This is a genomic window from Pseudomonas sp. R4-84 (assembly GCF_054130985.1).
Window position 1 is genome coordinate 3,763,485 of sequence record NZ_CP096390.1, and the last position, 3,163, is coordinate 3,766,647.

A 3,163-nucleotide genomic window follows, 5' to 3' on the forward strand; every position below is an offset into this window, starting at 1 on the left:
AGTGCGCCATTCTAACCCCGGGCGACCAAACCCGGTCGCTGATTTTGCAGCGACGGACAAAGCCTATCCCCATCGCTTCCGAACCACCAACCGACACGATCGTCAGAAATGTCCGGCTCGCCACATTTTTTGTAGGACACAGGTTCCTGTGGCGAGGGAGCTTGCTCCCGCTCGGCTGCGCAGCAGACGCCGTTTTTCAGTTCAGGAACTCTGGGATCGCTTCGCAACCCAGCGGGAGCAAGCTCCTTCGCCACGGGGGTTTGCGTTTTCAGCGAAATTAATCCCATAAAAAAACCGACCCGCGTAAGTGGGTCGGTTTTTTTTCTTTGCAGGCAATCAGAACTGCGGCGTGTACTTCACTGTGAACATCAGATTACGCGGATCGCCAAAGTTGTTGTTGCCATTGAGTTGGTTGTAAGCCGGCGTTATGTAGGTCTTGTCGAACAGGTTGTTGGCATTGACCGCCAGATCGATCTCAGACGTCAACTTGTAGCCGACACGGGCGTTCCATACGGTGTAGCCCGGGATTTCACGGTCATAGTCGTAAACCAGCGTGTGGCTTTGGGTGGTGAAGCCCAGGCCGGTGCTGACACGGCTCCAATCGCCGGTGAACTGGTAGTTGCCCCACACGCGCAACATGTGTTTTGGCGTCCAGGTGCTGAAAACCTTGCCTTCCTTACTGTCGATACCGTCCGTGTCTTCCAGGTACTTCGTCGTGTTATAGGTGTAGCCCGCGAACAACTGCAAGTTGTCTACCACTTCACCGCTGATTTCGGCCTCGATGCCTTGGCTGCGCACTTTCCCGGAGGCAGAAGAGCAGTTCACCCCAGTGCAGCTAGGGATGTTGACGGCGCGGTTTTCGTGGTCGTAGCGGAACACAGCCAAGGAGGTATTGACCCGTCCATCCATCAACTCGCCCTTGAGGCCGACTTCGTAGTTTTTGCCAACAATGGGCTTGAGTACCGAACCACTGGGATCGACGTTGGTCTGCGGTTGGAACACGTCGGTATAGCTGGCGTAAACCGCCCACTCACGGCTCAGGTCATAGACGACACCGGCATAGGGCGTGACCACGCCGGTTTCGGTTGAGTAGCTTGGCGTGTTGCGTGTAATTCCGGCTGCGAGTTCATTTTTCGACTTGTAGCTGAAGTCGTACCAGCTGACCCGGGAACCCAGGATCAGTGTCAGGTCATCCACCGGCTTGACGCGCCAGGTGCCGTATATGCCTTTCTGGCGCACGTCGTACTTGCTGAGGACGCCCATGCCACCCGCAGCGATCAAACTGTCGTAGCTGATGTCCGGGCGGTCATTGTCAAGGTCGAAGATCGAGTCGCTGGTGCTGTTGAAGGTACGGGCATATTTATCATCCGTCTCCAATTGGGAGAAGTTGCCACCCAGCATGACCTCCTGTTCCATCGACAAGGCTTCGAACTTGCCGGTCAGGTTCATGTCGAGACCGGCCTTGGTAGACTGGAAGTCGGTCAGGAAGTCGGCATATTGCACGCCACTGCCATCGGGCAAGAGACCACCGTTTCTTTGGACGCGCTGGTTCTTCGCCTGGTTGTCCTCAGTCATGTACACGCCCCCCACCTTGAACGCCCAATCCTCATTGAAGCGATGCTCCAGATCGGCATAGTAGGTGGTGACATCGATTTCCGACCGGTTCCAACGCGCGCCGGTGTAGGTGGAGCGCGACACGTCCGGCATCGAGCCATCGGCGTAGCGCGGCAAACCACGAATGTTGCCGCGCGATTCGCCATTGGATTGGCTGACCGCCAAGCCCAGGGTGGTGTCTTCGCTCAGGTCGATGTCCAACGAGCCGTACAGCGAGTGGGTTTTGGTCCACGCGTGGTCGATGAATGAGTTGCTCTGGTCTTCGTCGGCAACGATACGGCCGCGGATGTTGCCAGCGTCGTTCAGCGGACCGCCAGCGTCCAGCTGCAAGCCGTAGTGGTCCCAGGAACCGGCCTTGCCCGTCAGGGTCACGGTCGGTGTGCTCTGGCCACGCTTGCGCACCAGGTTGACAGCGCCGCCGGGGCTGCCGGTACCTTGCAGCAAGCCGGACGCGCCACGAAGGATCTCCAGGCGGTCGTAGAAAATCAGGTCCTGGGTCGCCCAGTTGCCCAGCGAGTAGGTATTACGCGGGATCGGCACACCGTCGTACTGCCAATCGTCGATCTGGAAACCGCGCGACGACAGGATCATGCCCTGCCCCACGCCCTGCAGGCCGACAATGCCGGTGGTCTGGTTGACGGCGTCCTTGAGGTTGACCAGGTTCTGGTCATCCATCTGCTTGCGCGTCATCACGGTGATCGACTGGGGAATTTCCTTGAGGGTGTGGGTGCCCTTGCCGATCGTCACGGCGTTGCTGGTGTACGAGTTGCTGCCTTCGGTCGTTGCAGCCAACTGTTCGGCGTTGATGGTCGTTGCGCCCAGTTCCAGGCCCGCGGGGGAGCCCTTCACCAATATCAGGGTGTTGCCCTCGAGGCTGTAGCGCACGCCGGTGCCCTTGAGCAATTCGGTGATGGCCGCCTGCGGGCTCATCTTGCCGCTGACGCGGTTGCTTTTCAGGCCGGCCAACTCGTCGACGTTGTAGATCATTTGTTGGTTGGTTTGCTGGCCGAACGCTTGCAGCGCCTGCGGCAGCGGTTGCGCTGGGATGTTGACACTGACGTCTTCGGCCATCACCTGGGTGCTCAACGGCAACACACAGACCAGACCCAAGCCCGTCAACACCCGCCGCGAACGCAGGCAGCGGGACATGACAAGTGCCTTGAACAGCGGTTTCAACTCATGAATTGCCGACATCGTGCTCTCTTATTGATAGAAGTGAAAAGCCCATGGGGCCGAAGGGCCTGCCGTTCGCCAGCGCGGATTACCTGCTGACCGACCCCTCCCCGGGCACGGTCATCCGGCTGAACGACAGCGACATGTTTTCTGGACACAACCGGCGCCTGGGCTGCCTTGCCCGAGCCGATTCGCCCGCATTCCTTAGTAAGACGAAGCACCTTGGAAAAACCGGAATGAGTTTATTTATCATTTGCACGAAAGTTACAAAAAAGGCCGACGCGTGCTGGCGTCGGCCTTTTGTTGGTTGAGCATCGTTCCCAGGGTTTCGCGTGGGAACGCCGCCAGGGACCCTCTGCATTGCGTTTCTCTCAGA

1 protein-coding gene is annotated in these 3,163 nt (G+C 58.5%); it reads right to left on the bottom strand.

The features are described 5' to 3' along the window. Positions 1-336: 336 nt before the first annotated feature. Positions 337-2,808 (bottom strand): TonB-dependent siderophore receptor, encoded by a 2,472-nt coding sequence (locus M1D68_RS17210; RefSeq protein ID WP_457967878.1) that lies wholly within the window; start codon positions 2,806-2,808, stop codon positions 337-339. Between the last annotated feature and the right edge of the window lie 355 nt (positions 2,809-3,163).

What these genes read in the sequence shown, in the direction of transcription:
- M1D68_RS17210 (WP_457967878.1), bottom strand. Translation starts at nt 2,808, where the DNA reads ATGTCGGCAATTCATGAGTTGAAACCGCTGTTCAAGGCACTTGTCATG.